At 66.4% G+C, this 16310-nt stretch carries 18 protein-coding genes and 1 pseudogene; 3 read left to right on the forward strand and 16 right to left on the reverse strand.

The genetic code is table 11. The features are described 5' to 3' along the window. Positions 1–55: 55 nt before the first annotated feature. From QQK25_RS01870 to QQK25_RS01925, 12 genes are all read right to left on the reverse strand, one after another. The gene (locus QQK25_RS01870; protein WP_284186478.1) at positions 56–937 is read right to left on the reverse strand and encodes a hypothetical protein; all 882 of its coding nucleotides are present in this window, start codon (positions 935–937) and stop codon (positions 56–58) included. A 1-nt stretch (position 938) separates the two neighbouring features. Further along, positions 939–1175, reverse strand: a complete 237-nt coding sequence (locus tag QQK25_RS01875) for a hypothetical protein (RefSeq protein ID WP_284186479.1) — start codon at positions 1173–1175, stop codon at positions 939–941. After that, positions 1172–1522 carry a hypothetical protein gene (locus QQK25_RS01880; RefSeq protein ID WP_284186480.1) on the reverse strand — a complete coding sequence of 117 codons (351 nt, stop codon included), beginning with the start codon at positions 1520–1522 and terminating at the stop codon, positions 1172–1174. The genes QQK25_RS01875 and QQK25_RS01880 overlap by 4 nt, the downstream gene beginning before the upstream one ends. Then, complete coding sequence (locus tag QQK25_RS01885; protein ID WP_284186481.1) at positions 1519–1908, reverse strand: helix-turn-helix domain-containing protein; 390 nt, start codon at positions 1906–1908, stop codon at positions 1519–1521. Before QQK25_RS01885 ends, QQK25_RS01880 begins: the two co-directional genes overlap by 4 nt. 336 nt (positions 1909–2244) lie before the next feature. Beyond that, positions 2245–3192, reverse strand: a complete 948-nt coding sequence (locus tag QQK25_RS01890) for a hypothetical protein (RefSeq protein WP_284186482.1) — start codon at positions 3190–3192, stop codon at positions 2245–2247. A 59-nt stretch (positions 3193–3251) separates the two neighbouring features. Further along, positions 3252–3551, reverse strand: a complete 300-nt coding sequence (locus QQK25_RS01895; protein WP_284186483.1) for a hypothetical protein — start codon at positions 3549–3551, stop codon at positions 3252–3254. Next, on the reverse strand, positions 3548–3931 hold the full coding sequence (locus QQK25_RS01900) for a hypothetical protein (protein ID WP_284186484.1): 384 nt from the start codon (positions 3929–3931) through the stop codon (positions 3548–3550). The genes QQK25_RS01895 and QQK25_RS01900 overlap by 4 nt, the downstream gene beginning before the upstream one ends. Positions 3932–4033: 102 nt before the next feature. After that, positions 4034–4414 (reverse strand): helix-turn-helix domain-containing protein, encoded by a 381-nt coding sequence (locus QQK25_RS01905; RefSeq protein WP_284186485.1) that lies wholly within the window; start codon positions 4412–4414, stop codon positions 4034–4036. An 8-nt stretch (positions 4415–4422) separates the two neighbouring features. After that, a complete protein-coding gene (locus QQK25_RS01910; RefSeq protein ID WP_284186486.1) occupies positions 4423–4716 on the reverse strand; it encodes a type II toxin-antitoxin system HigB family toxin in 294 nt (97 codons plus the stop codon). Between the two features lie 92 nt (positions 4717–4808). Further along, positions 4809–5093 (reverse strand): HigA family addiction module antitoxin, encoded by a 285-nt coding sequence (locus QQK25_RS01915; RefSeq protein ID WP_284186487.1) that lies wholly within the window; start codon positions 5091–5093, stop codon positions 4809–4811. A 10-nt stretch (positions 5094–5103) separates the two neighbouring features. Then, entirely contained in the window at positions 5104–5382 is a 279-nt protein-coding gene (locus QQK25_RS01920) for a type II toxin-antitoxin system RelE/ParE family toxin (protein WP_284186488.1), read from the reverse strand. 31 nt (positions 5383–5413) lie between these two features. Continuing rightward, positions 5414–6778: a tyrosine-type recombinase/integrase gene (locus QQK25_RS01925; RefSeq protein ID WP_284186489.1), complete on the reverse strand. Its 1365-nt coding sequence runs from the start codon at positions 6776–6778 to the stop codon at positions 5414–5416. 335 nt (positions 6779–7113) lie between these two features. On the opposite strand from QQK25_RS01925, the gene scpB reads away from it, so the two are divergent. Continuing rightward, complete coding sequence (gene scpB, locus QQK25_RS01930) at positions 7114–7887, forward strand: methylmalonyl-CoA decarboxylase (protein WP_284186490.1); 774 nt, start codon at positions 7114–7116, stop codon at positions 7885–7887. Between the two features lie 80 nt (positions 7888–7967). Beyond that, positions 7968–10733 (forward strand): magnesium-translocating P-type ATPase, encoded by a 2766-nt coding sequence (gene mgtA / locus QQK25_RS01935; protein WP_284186491.1) that lies wholly within the window; start codon positions 7968–7970, stop codon positions 10731–10733. Between the two features lie 61 nt (positions 10734–10794). Here mgtA and QQK25_RS01940 read toward each other — a convergent pair whose 3' ends face one another. After that, positions 10795–11838: a polysaccharide deacetylase family protein gene (locus tag QQK25_RS01940; RefSeq protein ID WP_284186492.1), complete on the reverse strand. Its 1044-nt coding sequence runs from the start codon at positions 11836–11838 to the stop codon at positions 10795–10797. A gap of 400 nt (positions 11839–12238) precedes the next feature. Between QQK25_RS01940 and QQK25_RS01945 the strand changes: the two genes are divergently transcribed. After that, the gene (locus tag QQK25_RS01945) at positions 12239–12583 is read left to right on the forward strand and encodes a diacylglycerol kinase (RefSeq protein WP_284186493.1); all 345 of its coding nucleotides are present in this window, start codon (positions 12239–12241) and stop codon (positions 12581–12583) included. A gap of 3 nt (positions 12584–12586) precedes the next feature. Here the strand turns inward: QQK25_RS01945 and QQK25_RS01950 are convergent, their stop codons facing one another. From QQK25_RS01950 to QQK25_RS01960, 3 genes and pseudogenes are all read right to left on the reverse strand, one after another. Next, on the reverse strand, positions 12587–14071 hold the full coding sequence (locus QQK25_RS01950) for a c-type cytochrome (protein ID WP_284186494.1): 1485 nt from the start codon (positions 14069–14071) through the stop codon (positions 12587–12589). 13 nt (positions 14072–14084) lie between these two features. Beyond that, the gene (locus QQK25_RS01955; RefSeq protein ID WP_284186495.1) at positions 14085–15602 is read right to left on the reverse strand and encodes a c-type cytochrome; all 1518 of its coding nucleotides are present in this window, start codon (positions 15600–15602) and stop codon (positions 14085–14087) included. 18 nt (positions 15603–15620) lie between these two features. Continuing rightward, positions 15621–16310, reverse strand: a pseudogene (locus QQK25_RS01960) (hypothetical protein); the annotation flags it as partial.

Here is a 16310-nt window from a genome sequence, read left to right on the forward strand (position 1 = left end):
CGGCCCGGGCGGTCCGCTGGGGGACTGCCCGCCAGCCAGGCACGGAACTGGCCAATCAGGCAGCCCTCCGGTGCTCAAGCTCGGCCTGCTGCCCCGCGCTGGTGAGGCAGTAGCCCCCGCCCCCATCGGCGCGCCACAGGTGGAACCAGTCGGCCTTGATGGCGTTGAGGAAGGCGAGGCGCCAGTCGCGGTAACGCTTGCGCTTGCCCTTCTCGGTGTTCTGGTAGCGGTCCTTGAAGACCTGGAAGGCCAGCATGACGAACTCCTCGGGGAGCCCAACCTTGCCGGCGTAGTCCCAGACGGGCCGGTAATCGGAGATGAACTTCTCGCCCTTGGCCTTCACGTCATCGCACCAGTCAGCAAAGTTCGTCTGCTGGCGGGCTTCTCGCTTTTTTGCCGAACAAACTGGGCTTCCCCCCTCGGGGGGGACTAAGGGGGGGATATCGTCTCCATGTCGGCTCCCTTCCCTTCCATTCCATTCCGGGGGTGAACACTCACCGAGTGTTCGACGAACGTTCTCAATGTGTTCGACGAACGGTTGGCGAACATGCTCAGTTGAGGCCTCTTGCCGTCTCTCTGCGCGCCGACGCGCGGCGCCCGCAGGCACAGTGCCATCGGGCCGGGGATGCTTGAACGTCGGCTGATCGATCCGCTGATGGTGCCAGCCCGTAACGACCCAGTAGTGCTGCCCAGCTACCTCGTACTTCTCCAGTAAGCCCTGTTCGATCAGTTCGTCGACGAGGCCGCGCACTTCCAATGCAGAGATATCGTCGGACGGAAAAATCTCGGCCTTCAGGGTCTTCGGACTGGCGGGATGGATGCCCGCGTCGTCGCAGAAATTCCATAGACCGATGAACAGCAGCCGAGCGTTCGGCGAACACTCCATGACCTGCTCCGATGTCCAAAACTCCGGCTTTATGGTTCGAATGCGGGCCATGTCAGTGCGTCCATGCAGGGGGGGCGACGGGGACATCCGCAGCGTCGATCGGCCGCAGTAGAAGCTCGGCCACCACCGCGGCGAGCACGGATTTGAGGTCATCAGGCAGTCTGTCGCTGGAGCCGACGACCCCGAGGAATGCGAGTAGCGTCTCGTCGCTCAATCGATCAGCTGCCCCCACGCTCATGGCGGCTACCACCCTTCCGACCACTCGACCAAAATCATCAACGTGGCTCATGGGGACACCCCGCCTTCCTCTCGCGGCTGGCGGATGCGTCGACGGGGCTGCCGGAGCACGACGATCTGGTCGGCGTGCAGGCGCAACGACGGACGTGGAGGCGATCCATCCTCAGGCTGCCAGACGGCCACGGTGAGCTCTCCGCCGAGCGTCAGCGTTGCGCCAGATTCGGCCGCCAGCAGCGTGCGCACAACGGCGCTGTCGGCGGCTGAGACAAAGACAGTGACGCAATCTCCCCCGTCCTGCCGGACTCGCAAGCGCGCGGTGGCGAAGGGCTGGCCGCTGGGGCCGTCGCTGCGCATCTGGGCAGGCGCAAGGAGTCGCCCAGTGATCATGACCGCAATCATGTCCGCCCCCTGGCCGCAGCCACCGCGGCGATGTAGGCCGCCCCGGCTTCGCCTGCTTGGTCGATCGTCGATTTTGGCAGCCTGTAGAAGGCTATGGTGGCCTGACGGCCGTCGGAGGTTGGCACCGGCCGCTCAACGGCTTTGATGGGCCACCCCGCCCCACCATCGCGGAGCATGTGCACGTGGTGGGCCAGTCGAGAGCTGCCAAACTGCTCCCAGCAGTCCAGGTGTGTCAGCTCTGCACCGGCCAGCAGGGCTGCGAGGACGCGCCCCTTGACCGAGCTCGGGCGCGGGTACGTCCCCACGCCCTGGCTTTTGGCATTACACTCGCTGGGCATCACCTCGCGCCCGCCCCCGTCCCCACGGTTCTTGGCGGGCGCGCTCATTTTGACACCTCGTCTGCAGATACGCGGATGCGGCCAGCGGCAAGGCGGGCTCCAGCGTTGGGCGCTTCATCTGCGCGAGCGCCGGATGCCAGAGCGTCGACTTCATCTGCTGGCCACAGCAGACGGCCGTTAGGCAGGCGGGCAGGACGGATGCCGCAGTAATGGCCGTTACGGTATAGGGCTGTCGAGAGGCTGGGAGCCCTGATTCCTAAGACAGTCGCGGCGCGGCTGGAACTGTAGTTCCGCGGGTCCTTGGTTTGCATTGTCGCTTCCTCGTGTGCATTGGAGTAGCGACAGCTTTACGGGGTGGCATCCCGGCTAAATCCCGCGAGGGACTCAGCCGGGACTCACCCGGGACTTTCCTTGTCGGGAGCGTGCTGTGGGTTTGCGGTTCTGAAATGCCTTGAAACCAGTGTCGCTTAGGCCCATATCAGCACGCCTCCAGGTCAGCACATCTCTATCCTCGTTATACTCAACAATGGTCTTGGTTTCGTCACGAGTAGCCAACCAGTCGAAGAGAGCTCTGATGCTCGGTTTCACACCATGATGTTTCTCGTACGCAATCAAACCGACATCGATGGCATGATCCAGGGCATCAGGTTTTGATTTTCTCGGCGTGGAAGCCGGACGGACTAGCAAGCTGGCGTCCCGAGTACCGTCGTCGGGCAAGCCAGCCAATTCCCCCTCCTCGCCGAGAAGCTCCACCTCAACTGCGACGGCGGTGGGCAACTCGGGCTGGATAGCGCGAATCAACCCACGCCCCTCAGATACCGGACGAACTTCATCCACCCGCCGCGCCAAATCGGGGTGCTCCCCACGGTCCAGTTCAAGCACCAACTGGTCGAACGCGGAAAGCAACTGGAATGCGTCGTTTCTCGGGATGCGGATATCGTGCACCGAAAAACGTCGGGTCACGTGAAAGCGCTCACCAGCTTGGGTGCTCACCCCATTGAGGGCGACCGCCTCGCCGCAGTGCCAAACAGTCGAGACAAACAAATCAATCGGCTCAAGGATGTATGCCAGCAGGCCCCCTCGAGTCACCACTTCGGCGCCGTCAACTTGAGCAGTCATTGCCTCCCCTGGGGGCACCACCACCCACACTTCTCGGGACGTGGCTACCCGTGATTGGCGCACTGTTCCATCTGGCAGGATCTCAGGCCTATCCCACTCCAACAACCTCGACAGTACCGCAGACGGGCTCCAGGCCTCATCCGAGGCGCCCGTCAGCCATGCTGCGACCTCATCAAGCGTCGGGTACTCCGGGAGTCTGGGCAGCTTTTTCATTGTTCTCTACACGGCGAGATGCAGCCGGGAGATCTGGTGAAGAGCTCCCGGCCATCACATCAATCCCAATCCGCCTTGGCGAAGGCCACCCGGATGAATATCTGATCTGCTAGATCCTTGACCTTGTGAGCCCAGGCAAGCAGATCATCCGCCGCCCCGTATTCGCCACTGAAGGCCTCAGGGTCACTGGCCTGCAGGCGGGCCAAGCTGTCGAAGTCCAGCTGACCCAGCCGCAAGCACGAGCTAACGATAGACCTCATCTGCTTGGCGCCGAACAGGCCCAGTAACTGCTGGCAGGCGTCAGTCTCACCGTCGAAGACGGAAGCCGCAGACGGCCGGACCTCCACGCGGGCGCTCATCGTAGCCCCCTGATCGCGACAGATTTCCGGTGGTCGTGCCGAATCCGCTCATAAGCCAGCATGGCCCGGGCGTATCGCAATTGCTCGCGTGCCCTCTCCTTTTCGGCCGTCTTTGCGTCGATGGCGCGCATCTCTTCGAAGGTCGCACCGAACCTCTCCCGCTGCACCTCCGCGGAACAAAAAACGCACGTGCAGTTGGCTGCCTGTTCCTCTTGCGCGCACTGCGCCCGGAGGCAGACTTTCGCGCGGTGGCGCTCTGCCAAGATGGCCATCAGGCCATCCATGCTAGTGCGCACGTTCGATTTGTTGCATTCGACGACCTGAAAATGCACAGAATCAAACAAAACGGAACGTCCGATAGTAGACTTCTGGGTAGTCACGGCTGATCTCCTTAGTAGATCGGTTTGTGATTAGGGCCGGCGGATGCTCCAACATCCGTTCGGCCCGCTTTGCCTGTAGCCTCAGGCGGCGGTAAAACTCGGTCAGGCCGCGACGACCTCTCGCAGCGCGTACGGCTGAATCAACACGTCTGCAGGTAGCCCCAGGCCGCTGCACAGCCGGCGGATCATCGCCACGGACAGGGGGCGGGTCCGGTTCATGATGTCGGCCACCCTGCCCCGCGGCCCGATGTACGGCTCGAGGTCTTTGCGCGTCAGTTCCCGCACATCCATGATGTACTCGAGGTAGGCGATGGGGTCGGGTGCCTCAATGGGAAAGTGTACTTTCTCGTAGGCCTCCACCAGCATGGTGAGCACCTCCAGGTGGTCAGCCTCCACGCTCTCTTCCGGGGCGTCCCACAAGCGTTCAATCTCTGCCAGTGCCTTCGCGTGCTCGACTTCGGTTCGGATGGGCTTCAGGTACATTGCAGCTCCTAGATGGTCTCGGCGTCTATCCGGTCGTACTCGGCATGGGTGCCCACGAAGCGGATGAACATCATGGTGGAGGTGTAACGAACGGCCACCACCAGCCGGAAATCATTGCCCTTGATGTTGAACACCACCCGGTTGTTGGGCAGGAAACTGGCGTTCCGGTGAGCGGCCTTGATGTCCGCCGGAACCTTCCAGTCAGCCCGGCTCGCTTCTGCGTACCAAGCCCGCAATGGTGTTTCAGCCTGCGGATGTTTCTCCCAAAACTCGCGTAGCGCCTTCAGTGCAATGATGTGCATGTCTTAATCTAGCACGCTACCAAATTGGTAGCAAGAACTCAGTTTCGACAAACATAGCCCGGGCGGCTCGACAACGCGGCGGCGGTGCTCGGTCAGGCTGCGATGCGGGCCACGGGAGGCCGATCCTTGGCGCGCTGGCTGGCGGCCCACAGATCACGCTGCGTCTGCAGGCGCAGCCAGTAGCCGGGCGAAGTGCCGAGGGCCTCATGCAGGCGCAGGTCCATGTCGGCGGTAACGGCGGCGTGACCATTCAAGATGCGGGAGAGCATGACGCGGCTGATGCCGACATGGGCGGCGAAGGCCGTCACGCTCATGGAGAGGTCTTCCAGCCAGCCGGCCAGGATTTCACCAGGGGTCGAAGGGTCGTGCATGTCCATGTGTTGGGCCTCAGTGGTAATCCAGATAGTCGAGCAGTTCCACGTTTCCGCCCTCGAAGCGGAACACAAGCCGCCAGTTGGCTTGCACCGTCATGGCAAGGAAGCCGGCGCGGTCTCCGGACAATGCGTGCAGGCGCCAGGACGGGCGGGCGAGGTCTTCCTGGCCCGCGGCGGCATTCAGCGCGGTCAGCATGTCCCGCAGGCGCTTGGCGTGAATCGGCTGAATGCCAGCCTGCTTACCGGTCAGAAAGAAGGTTTCCAGCCCCTTGTGGCGGAACGAGACAATCATAAACCGTAAATCCTCGCTTTACAATTCACGCTCAGCCCACCACCCGCAGCCCCGGTGCCTGATCCTCGCCCGGCTGCTGGATGCCGGCCTGCTCCAGAATCCACGCCTCGATCTTCACGTGCCACATGCGCAGCAGATCGAGCGGCCGGCGCCGGTAGTGCTTCTCGGCCAGGGCCGACGGCTTGTGCCCCTGGATCTGGGCAACAACGCCGACAGGACATTCAACCCACTCCGCCAGGGTGCCGAAGCTGCGGCGCAGATCATGCAGGGAGAACGGCGGCAGGCCGGCGGCTGCCATCGCATTCTTGTGGGGCTTCAGCGGCTCCTGCAGCCGGCCGGATGCCGCAGAGGGGCTGGAGAACACCCACGGCAGGGAAATCTTTTCCCCGTCCCGGATCACCGTCCTGCGCGGTAGCGCTGCAAGCAGTGCGGCCACGTAGGGCGTCAGCGGGATGACGCGCTGCCCCTCCACCTTGTCCCGGATCGTGAGGCTCTTCCACTGGAAGTCCACGTCCTCCCAGCGCAGGCCCGTCAGCTCCTCCCGGCGGGCGCCGGTGAGCAGCGCGGCCTGCAGATAGGCGGCATGCACCGGGTTGCCCAGCTGGCGGACGTGTTCGAACCACAGCGCCAGCTGCTCCCGCTGCAGGCTGTCGCCCTTCGCCTTGACCGCCTTCACGTGATCCTTCACCTCGGACGTGGTACAGGCATCCGGGCGGACGACGCCGACGTACTCGGGGCGCTCGGCGCACCAGTTCAGGAAGGCGCGCAGCAGGCGGAAGTTCTTCGCCGCCTCGGTCGCCCCGCGGGCGTTGTTCTCCTGCATCCAGATGGTCACCCGCTCGGGCGTCAGATCCTTCAGGGGCTCGAGCAAGAGGGAATGCACCATGCCCGGCAGCGAGTATTCCCCCTGTCCCTTCTTCCGCCCCCGGGTGATCCGCTCGCCACCGGGCAGGATCGCCTTCTCGTGGTCGCGCTTGTGGGAGTCGCCCCACTTGTGGGAGCGGGCGGCCACGTAGGCGGCCCAGGCTTCGCCCACGGTCACGGCTTGGCGGCGTAACTCCTCCTTCTCGATGTCTGCCGCAGCCTGACGGGCAGCCTCGTCGACCTTGCGTGCCTCCACCTCCTGGCGCAGCACGTCCCGGGGGTCTTTCCCTTCGTCGATCATCCGCTGATACCGGCGAGCCTCCTCGCGGGCCGCCTCGATCGTCCACGCATCCACGCTGCCGATGGTGATACGGATGTCCCGGTAGCCGAGACCACTTTGGAAGATGAAGCTTTTCGAGCCAGAGGCGCGGACACGAACCGCGAGTTGGGGGGCGTCCTCATCCCAAAGGAAGCCCTCTGACTTGGGCTTGAAGGCTGCGATGCGGGGAAGCGTAAGTCTTTGTCGGGGCATGACGGCGACCCTGGGAAGGACTGGGGAAGGAATAAAATCGATTTTCGTCCATTCCTGTCTATGATGCAACCAGATGGAAAAAGCCGAAAAACCCAGCATTTACGCCAATCTCAGAGGTTTTGAGGATTCTTGTCTATGCTTGTCAAACCCTCATTTTTGCCGACTCATAATCGCTTGGTCACAGGTTCAAGTCCTGTTGGGCCCACCATACGCATCAAGCACTTAGGCCAGCCTCACGAGGGCTGGCCTTTTGCTTTTGGCGGCTTCCGCACCGCCACGCCGGCCAAGCGGGGCCGCGCTGGTTATCATCTGCCTTTCGACCACGAGGCCCTGCCATGCTGCTGCTCGCCATTGCCGACAACATCGGCACCATCACCCTCGACCGCGACCACCGGCGCAACGCCTTCTGCGAAGAGATGGTCCACGGATTCACCGCGGCGCTGGAATCCTTCCGCTCGGCGGGGGTGCGTTGCGTGGTGCTGCGGGCGAAGCCGGGCAGCAAGGTGTGGTCGGCGGGGCACGACATCGACCAGTTGCCCGCCGCTGGGCTCGACCCGCTGGCCTGGCGCGATCCGATGCGGAAGCTGATCCGCGAGATCGAGCTGTTTCCGGCGCCGGTGATCGCGATGATCGAAGGCAGCGTGTGGGGCGGCGCCTGCGAAACCGTGTTCGCCTGCGACCTGATCGTGGCGGCCAGCGACGCCACCTTCGCCGCCACGCCGGCCCGCCTCAACGTGCCCTACAACGTGGGCGGCCTGCTCACCTTCCTCAACGCCGCGCCGCTCAACATCGCCAAGGAGATGCTGTTCACCGCCGATCCGCTGTCGGTGGAGCGCCTGTGCAGCCTGGGCGTGATCAACAAGGTGGTGGACAAGGCCGAACTCGAGACCGTCACCTACGCCATGGCCCACCGCATCGCCGCCAATGCGCCGCTGTCCATCGCGGTGATGAAGGAGCAGCTGCGCATCCTGGCCGGCGCCCACACCATGTCGCCGGAGGACTTCGAGCGCATCCAGGGCCTGCGCCGGGTGGTGTACAACAGCCGCGATTACGCCGAGGGCGTGCAGGCCTTCCGGGAGAAGCGCAAGCCGGTGTTCAGGGGCGAATAGCCCCCGCCCGCTACGTGCGCAAGCGTACGGCGGCGCGGGCCTGATCGGCGTAGAGTCAAGGCTTGACCAGGGCTCTTCCGATGAAGCCATCGCGCCTGCGCGCCCATTTCGTCTCCCGCCTGCAGCGGCGCCGCGCCGCCCGGCACTTCCTGCGCCATTTCAGCTTCGAACTGTTCCGCCACGCGCCGGTCAGCAAGACGGTGCCGCCGGATCTGGCGCGCACCCTCACCGCTGCCGCCACCGAAGCGCCGGATCAGCTGCTCGCCCGCCTGCACAGCCATCCGGACGGGCTCGACGCCCAGCAGGCGGCCCGCATCCGCCGGCGCACCGGCGAGAACGTGGTCCTCCACGAGAAGCCCCTGCCCGCTTGGCTGCATCTGTGGCATTGCTACGTCGATCCCTTCAACCTGCTGCTGTCGGTGCTCGCCGCGGCGTCGTGGTATTCGGGCGACCTGAAGGCGACCACCGTGATCGGCTGCATGGTGGTGCTGTCCACGCTGATCCGCTTCGTCCAGGAGCGGCGCTCCAGCCGCGCCGCCGACGCCCTGAAGGCGATGGTGAGCAGCACGGCCACGGTGCTGCGACGGCAGACCGACGACCCCGCCGCCCCGGTCGAGACGCGCCACGTGGAGGTGGAAGGGCGCAACGTGCGCTGCGTCGAGATCGCCCCCCGCGAGCTGGTACCCGGCGACATCGTGGTGCTGTCGGCGGGGGATCTGGTGCCTGCCGACCTGCGCCTGCTGTCGGCCCGGGATCTCTTCGTGGGCCAGGGCGCGATGACCGGCGAGGCCCTGCCGGTCGAGAAGTTCGACACCCAGCGCCGCGCCACCGCAGCCAGCCCGCTGGAGATGGACAGCCTCGCCTTCATGGGCACCACCGTGCTCAGCGGCTCGGCCACCGGCGTGGTGCTCGCCACCGGTGCCCAAACCTACTTTGGCACCCTGGCCGACCGGGTCGCCGCTGTCGAGCAGACGCCCACCGCCTTCCAGGCCGGCGTGAACAAGGTGAGCTGGCTGCTGATCCGCTTCATGGCGGTGATGACGCCCATCGTCTTCGTCACCAACGGCCTCACCAAGGGCGACTGGCTGGAGGCCGGACTTTTTGCCATGTCGGTGGCCATCGGCCTCACGCCGGAGATGCTGCCGATGGTGGTCACCTCCACCCTCGCCAAGGGCGCGGTGCTGCTGTCGCGGCGCAAGGTGATCGTCAAGCGGCTGGACGCGATCCAGAACTTCGGGGCGATGGACGTGCTGTGCACCGACAAGACTGGCACCCTCACCCAGGACCACATCGTCCTGCAGCGCCACACCGACATCGACGGGCAGGACTCCCTTGAAGTGCTGGAATACGCCTGGCTCAACAGCCACTACCAGACCGGCCTCAAGAACCTCCTCGACGTGGCCGTGCTGGCCAGGGGCGACGAGCTGGGCGGGCTCGATCCGGCGCGGGATTTCCGCAAGGTGGATGAGATCCCCTTCGACTTCCAGCGCCGTCGCATGTCGGTGGTGGTGGCCCGGCAGGATGGCGGCGACCCGCAGCACCTGCTGATCTGCAAGGGCGCCATCGAGGAGATGCTGGCCGCCTGCAGCACGGTGCGCCGCGGCGATGCCACCGAGCCCCTGACGCCCGAGCTGCTCGCCCACATCCGCGCGCAGACCGACACCCTCAACGCCGACGGCCTGCGGGTGGTGGGCGTGGCAACCAAGCCCCTGCCGCCGGGCCAGGATCGCTGCAGCGTGGCCGACGAGGCCGGTCTCACCCTCGCCGGCTACGTCGCCTTCCTCGACCCGCCCAAGGACAGCGCCGCGCCGGCCCTCGCCAGCCTGCGCGCCAACGGCATCACCGCCAAGGTGCTCACCGGCGACAACGCGCTCGTCACCGCGCGGGTGTGCCGGGAGGTCGGGCTCGATGTCGCCGGCACCCTGCAGGGCAGCCAGGTGGCCGGGATGGACGACGCCGCGCTGGCCCAGGCGGTGGAAGCCACCACCGTCTTCGCCAAGCTGTCGCCCCTCGACAAGGAGCGCGTGGTGCGGGCGCTGCGGGCCAACGGGCACGTGGTGGGCTTTCTCGGCGACGGCATCAACGACGCCCCGGCGCTGCACGCGGCGGACATCGGCATCTCGGTGGATAGCGCCGCCGACATCGCCAAGGACACCGCCGACATCATCCTGCTCGAGAAGAGCCTGATGGTGCTGGCCGACGGCGTGCGCGAGGGCCGCAAGACCTTCGCCAACATGCTCAAGTACATCCGGATGACGGCCAGCTCCAACTTCGGCAACGTGTTCTCGGTGCTGGTGGCGAGCGTGTTCCTGCCCTTCCTGCCGATGCTGCCCATGCACCTGCTGCTGCAGAACCTGCTCTACGACATCTCCCAGACCGGCATCCCCTTCGACAACGTGGATGAGGAATCCCTGCGCACGCCCCAGCACTGGAACGTGGAAGGGCTGGGGCGCTTCATGCTGTGCTTCGGGCCGATCAGCTCGATCTTCGATCTGCTCACCTTCGGGCTGATGTGGTTCGTCTTCCATGCCACCACGCCGGCCGCCCAGACGCTGTTCCAGTCCGGCTGGTTCGTCGAGGGGCTGCTCTCCCAGACGCTGGTGGTGCATATGATCCGCACCCGCAAGCTGCCCTTTGTGGAGAGCCGCCCTGCCCTGCCCCTGGCGGCGATGACGGCATTCACGGTGCTCACCGGTATCGCCATCGTGATGGGGCCGCTGGCGCACTACTTCCGGCTCACGGCGCTGCCCGGCGCCTACTTCGGCTGGCTGGCGGCCATTTTGCTGGGCTACGCCGCGCTGATCCAGGCCATGAAGGGCTGGTACGGCCGGCGCTTCGGCTGGTGAGCGGGGCAATACAAAAAAGCCAGGCGCTGGCCTGGCTTATTCGTGTCACGGCGAAAGACGATCAGCCGCGCCCGGCCAGCCGCTTGAGGAAGTCCGAAAAGCCGCTCATCTCGGCCTCGAACTCCAGCGCGTGGATGCGCTCGCCGTCCAGGAAGCGCGGCAGGTAGGAGACATCCCGGCCCGTCGCCGTGTCGATCAGGCCCGGCAGACAGGTGGTGGCGGACTTGACGCCGATCTCCTGCAGCGCGGCGTGGGCGTTGTGGTCGTAGTCGCCGCTGGGGTAGCAGTAGTGGCGCGGCTCCGGCAGCCCCTGGCCGCGGATCACGGCGGCGCAGGCGGCAAGGTCGTCCTTCAGGCGCTGGGGCACGCCCACCGGGTAGAGGTGCACGTGGCCGTGGAGCTCGATGGCGCAGCCCAGGCCCGGGATGCGGGCCAGTTCGTCCGGGGTCATGTAGTCGAAACGACGCGAGCCAAGATCCAGCTCGGCAGCGCTCACGCCCACCGCAGCAGCAAAGCGCTCGACCAGCGCCCGGTTGGCGGCCGGGTCGGCGATGGCGTCGAGCTGTTCGACCAGGGCCTCCACCAGCCTGCGCGTGGCCGGGCGATCAGCCAGCACATGATGGCCATCGATGCCGGGGCCGAAGCCGGCCAGATCGATCTCGGACTTGCCGGATTTCCAGAGGATGTAGTTGAGCACCACCGGCGGGATCGGATTGCCGCGCTCGAAATACTGGGTGCACAGGTAAAGGGTGGAGGGCACACCGTGGCGGGCGAGCACCGGCAGCAGGGCCTGATAGGTGGAATACCAGCCGTCGTCGAAGGTCAGCACCACCGGCAGCGCGGGCCGGGCCTGGGGCGTGGCAAGACCATCCACCGCCGCATCCAGCGGCACCACGGTGAAGCCCTTGTCCTTCAGCCAGCGCACGCGGGCGTCCAGGTGTTCGGCCGAGCAGAACAGCAGCGGGTTGAACTGGCGCTCGTCGCCGATGTTGCCCCCGTGGTAGCACAGGATGCGCAGCTTCGAACGGGTGAGGCGACGGGAGAGACCGAACAGGCCCAGCGCGCGCGCGAGCCACAGCACAGAGAGTTTGAGCGTCTTTTTCATGCGGATCGATTGACCATCACGCCGGCCTGCGCCAGCGACTGCGCACTGTAGCAGAGTCTCGCCGACGGCCGGGTGCGCAAGGGCACGCCGCCATGCAGATCAGGTGTGAAAAGGTGAACATCCGGCGTTCGATCGGCCGAATGGCACTGCCCGGCATGGGCCAGGACGGGAACGGAGCGGGGAGGAAGAAAAATGCGACCGCCGGAAGAGGATTGCTGCCTGGAGGCCTCCCCGGCGGTCAGCGCAAACCCGATACGGGTATGGAGGAGTTATCACCTTAACGACAGATGAATCCGATTCCTTTAGCCACCAGGATCAAAAACTTTCGTGTCGCGACCGGCCGGCCGGGCATACGCCCCGAGGCTGGCGGCCCGGCAGGCCTTGGCGTAGAGTTGGAAGAATGAAAGGACAAGGATTCCTGCGCCGCTTCGGCTATGCCCGTAGCGGCATCGCCGTGGCCTTCCGGCGCGAGCGCAGCATGCGCACTCACGGCGTGGCCGTGGTGGCGGTGGTCATCTTCCTCACCCTCACCGGCGCCCCGGCCGTGTGGTGGGCGCTGATCGGGCTGGCCGTCGGGCTCGTGCTGGTGGCCGAGATGGCCAACACCGCCATCGAAACCCTGGCCGACCGCCTCCACCCCGGCCAGCACCCGGAGATCGGCGTGGTCAAGGATGTGGCCGCTGGCGCGGTGCTGGTGGCCACCCTCGTGGCAATCGTGGTCGGCGTGGCCTATCTGCTGCGCTAGGCGCTAGAGCGTCTTCAGGTATTCCACCAGCGCCTCCTTGTCGGCGCGGCCAAGGTTGGTGCCAAACTCATGGCCCTGGTTGCCGCTGCCCCGCTGGGTGGTGTCCATCCGCGTGCCGACCTGCTTCGCCCCGTCGCCTTCGGTCACGAAGCCCACCTTCACCGGATCAAACACGTCGTAGCCCCGCCAGAAGGCCTTGGGGCGGTCGGCAGCCGGCTCCAGCAGATCGCGCAGCGTGGGTACCGAACCGTTGTGCAGATAGGGGCCGCGCAGCCAGATGCCGTCGAGGAAGGGGATCTTGTAGCCGGGCAGGTCTTCCTCCACCAGGCCGCGTCGCTGGATGCCCATCTCCGCAACGATGCGATTCGCCTTGATGGCGGCGTCCTTGTTCCAGGTATCGAGACGCCCGCGGTCGGTGCCCACCTCGGCCAGCGGCAGCCGGGTGCCGGTGCGCGGGCTAGCGTGGCAGGCGGCGCAGTGGGCATCGAACACCGCCTTGCCGGCGGCGGCGCGGGTGGCGTCGATGGGGAAGGGATACTTGGGCGGCGGCAGCTTCGAGAGGTAATCCTCCAGCCACTTCACCTGGGCCGCAAAATCCACCTTGTTGGCCGGCGCGGCGCCGAGCACGCCGAGGGCCGAATCGACCATCACCGAGTGCACGTCATGGGTGTCGCCGGCGTAGTTGGGGAGCTGGCCGGTCTCGGCGTGATATTTGCCGAGGTTCCATATCGCCGGGATGTCAGCCGGGCCGAAGGCGTCGTCCATCGGCGCGCGGATCATGAAGTAGCGGGTGAGGTTCATCCCGTCGTCCCGGCCACGACCCCAGTCCGGAAAATCGCTGCGGTAGATCCACGCAAACTGGGCCTCCCGCTCCAGCAGGCGCTTCTTGGTGATCGGGATGATCACGAAGCGGTAGAGCAGCCGGTCGATGATGTCCAGGTCGGTCACCCGGTCGATCTCGGCCATCAGGATGTCGGCGTTGAAGCGCGGGTCGCGGGCGCAGTCGATCAGCAGGCGGAAGAAGTTTTCGATATTCACCGTATGGCCGGGTCCGCCCACCACGAACACCGGGTTGGAATCCGGGCTCGTGCGGTAGCTGGTGGTGTGGCAGGCCGCGCAGTTGTTGGCGACCCGGGCAAAGCCGATGGTCTTGCGGGTGAAGCCGACGGGCAGCTCCTGGCCCTGCTCCCAGGCCACGCCCAGGGCCGCGTAGCCACCGGGGGCGACCTTGCCGTCCTGGCGGAACTTCTCGGGGAACACCCGGGGCAGCACGTAGAAGATCCAGTACGGCACGCCGGCGTCGTGCTCGGCGCCGATCGATCCGTACTTGAAGCGGCTGTCGGCGGATTCGAACACCCAGGCGGGCTGCGGCTCCTCGCGGAAACCCCGGCTCCAGCCCAGGTAGATGCCCGCGACCACCAGCAAGACCAGGGCCAGCAGCCCGGCACTCAGGGCGGCGCGGCGGATTTCCAGAGATCGGGCGTTCATGGCGTCCTCCCGTTCAGAAGGTCTTGAGGAATTCGACGAGGGCGGCCTTGTCGTCGGCCGGGAGTTCGGTGCCGTAGGCCCGGCCCTCGTGGCCGCCGTTGCCGTTGCCCGGCTGGGTGGTGTCGAAGCGGAAGAAGGGCTTGCCGGCGGCCTCGGGCAGGTTCGACACGAAGCCCACCTTCACCGGGTCGAACACGTCGTTGCCGCGCCAGAACACCGCCGGGCGCCGGGCCGCAGGCTCCAGCAGGTCGCGCAGGCTGGGCACCGAGCCATTGTGCAGGTAGGGCGCGCGCAGCCAGATGCCGTCGAGGGGCATGTTGGCGTAGCCGTGGGTCTTGCGGAACTGGGTGAAGCGCCACGGATAATCGGCGTAGAGCGTGGCCTGATTGACCGCCAGGGTGTAGGTGTAGGAATCGAGCCGGCGCCGGTCGGTGCCGATCTGCACCAGCGGCGTGACCCGCCCCACCTGACCGCCGCTGAAATCGCGCCCGGAGGCGCCGTGGCAGTCGGCGCAGTATTCCTTGTAGATGGGCGCGCCGCGCGCGGCCAGCGCCGCATCCACCGGAAACAAGCGCGTGAAGGGCGGCGGCTCGGCCTCCAGAATCCACTCCTCCACCCGCCGGATGCGATGCACGTCGAGGGTCGGCGGCGTGGTGCCGGTGCCGAAGGCGGCGCTCTTGTTGCGCTCGGTCATGTCGGTGTTGTTGCCGTCCCAGTGCAGCTCCATCGCCCGGGGTTCGCGGCGCGGCCGCTGCAGCCAGATCGACGGGAAGTCCGCCGGGGCGTCGAATTCCTCGGGCGGCAGGTGATCCATCGGGAAGTTGAAGATCACCTTGGCCGAGTTGAAGGTATCCACCCGCCCCGGCCCCCAGGGCTGCTGGCGATACACCCAGTCGAAGCGCCCCTTCAGGGCCAGCACCCGGTCGCGCATGATGCCGATGGCGAGGGGATACACCACGTAGCGGTCGAGCAGGTCGAGGTCCGCCCCCTGACGCTGGATCTCGGGGATCACGTATTCCTTGGCAAACTTGGGGTCGGCCGCGCAGTTGAAGAAGAAGGTCTCGAAGCCCTGCATGTTGAACAGCGCCGCCGGCATGCCCGCCACCAGCAGCGGCGGTTGGTCTGGCGCGGCGCGCACGGTGCTGGTGTGGCACACCGCGCAATTCACGAAGACCCGATCCACGCCCTGGTAACGGCGCTTCGAGGTGCCCACCGGCAGATCCTTCGGGCTGCCGTCGGGGTTCGTCTCGTAGAGCATGCCCAGCGACGCGTAGCCCTTGCCCGGCAGCAGGTGGCCGCACACCTCGGGCAACGCGCGCCAGATCCAGTACGGAAAGCCCATCTCGTGCTCGCCGCCGGTCGATCCGTACTTGAAGTGCTCCACCGGGTCCACGTAATCCACCGGCGAATCGGCGCCGAAGCGCCCGACGAGCCACAGGACGACGGTGGCCGGCAGCACCACGGTAATGGCGAAGAGGATCAGGAATCGGCGCTTCCAGCGGTAGGTGGGCGGCACGGCGCGGTGGGGCATGATGGCCTCCGTTTGTTCTCAGTGCGCCCCGGCGGCGAGGCAGGGACGCAGGGATTCGTAGCCGCCCGCCAGCAGCGCGTCGGGGTCGGGATCGCGGCCGGTCTCGAGCCGCAGCATGGTGGCGACCACGGCCTCCATCTCCGCCCGCTCGGGGCTCGCCGCCCAGGCGGCCGGATGGATGCCGAAGGCGGGCAGCATGGATTCGGGTGGCATCGGCGTCTTCTCCCGCGTGGCGGGCATCCGGCGCGCCATCGCCAGACGCACGAAGATGCGCGGCGCGCACTGGCGGATGCGGGCTTCCAATTCGCTCCGCGGCCCTTGCAGGAAGTTGGGCGGAAACTGCTCGGCGCTCAGATGGCAGGCGGCGCACCAGGCGTGGAAGGCGGCCAGCGACGCGGGTAGCGGCGTGCCCATCGGCGCGTTGCCGGGCGGTGTGTCGGGGGTTTCGAGGCGGGGCGTGGGTGGCACGCCTTGCGGTGGCCTGGCCGGGGCCTCACCCAGCATCTTGAGCAGGGCCGTGACCAACGCCGCGCCGGGGATCGGCCTGTCCGCCAGCAGGGCGGCACCCTCCGGGCTCGCGGCAAGGGCCTCCATCGCGCTGGCGAGTGCCCGGCTGTCGGTGCGCAGGCGCAGCTGCAGCGGGCCGGCGCCGGCCTCCAGGGCGCGGGCGTCGACGGGCTCCAGCCAGTCGCCCCCGGCCAGGCGTAC

Source organism: Zoogloea oryzae (assembly GCF_030161255.1).
Lineage (GTDB): Bacteria > Pseudomonadota > Gammaproteobacteria > Burkholderiales > Rhodocyclaceae > Zoogloea > Zoogloea oryzae.